1 protein-coding gene is annotated in these 1,025 nt (G+C 71.0%); it reads left to right on the top strand.

Annotation, left to right across the window (positions count from 1 at the left end):
- The coding region (locus tag HHX30_RS40270) for a family 1 glycosylhydrolase (RefSeq protein WP_169989207.1) at positions 1–1,025 on the top strand (1,025 nt) is incomplete at both ends.

Genomic DNA, 1,025 nt, shown 5'->3' on the forward strand with positions numbered 1-1,025 from the left:
GTGACTTTGTACCACTGGGACCTGCCACAGGCGCTGGAGGACCGCGGGGGCTGGCGGGTCCGCGGCACCGCCGAGCGTTTCGCCGACTACGCCGAGGTCATGTACGAGGCCCTCGGCGAGTCGGTCTCGAACTGGATCACGCTCAACGAGCCGTACTGCTCGTCGATCGTCGGCTACGGCGAGGGCCGCCACGCGCCCGGAGCCAAGGAGGGGGAGGGCGCGCTGGCCGCGGCCCACCACCTGCTGCTGGGGCACGGCCTGGCCGTCGCCCGCCTGCGGGAGATGGCCAGGCCCGGTCAGCGGATCGGGGTGACGCTCAACATGTCGCCCACGGTGCCGGTGACCTCCTCGCCGCAGGACCTCCAGGCCGCGCGGCGGATGGACCTGCTGGTCAACCGGCAGTTCACCGAACCGCTCTTCGGCGGGGCCTACGCCGCCGACATGGCCGAGACGTTCGGCCGGATCAGCGACTTCTCCTTCCGCCGGGACGGCGACCTGGAGAACATCGGCAGGCCGGTGGACTTCCTCGGAGTGAACTATTACTACCGGCTGCACGTGGAGGCCGCGCCGTACGACGAGCCCGACCCCGCCCGGCGCACGGCGTTCGACCTGGGCGTGCGCACCGTCACGCCGGAGCACGCGCGCACCAGCGGGCTCGGCTGGGTGGTGGAGCCCGAGGGGCTGTACGAGACGCTGGTCGGGCTGACCTCCCGCTACCCGGACCTGCCGCCGGTCTACATCACCGAGAACGGATACGGCGACGACGGCGCGCTGGAGGACGACGGGCGCATCGACTATCTGCGCGACCACCTGGCCGCGACCCGTGACGCGATGGAGGCGGGCGCGGACGTGCGGGGTTACTTCTGCTGGTCGCTGATGGACAACTTCGAGTGGGCCCGGGGCTACTCCGCCAGGTTCGGCATCGTGCACGTGGACTACGACACCCAGGTGCGCACGCCGAAGGCCAGCTTCCACTGGATGCGGGACTTCATCACGGACCCGGTCGTCACCGCGCCCGTCACCGC

Origin of the sequence: Microbispora sp. H10836 (genome assembly GCF_012999525.1) — a bacterium.
Lineage (GTDB): Bacteria > Actinomycetota > Actinomycetes > Streptosporangiales > Streptosporangiaceae > Microbispora.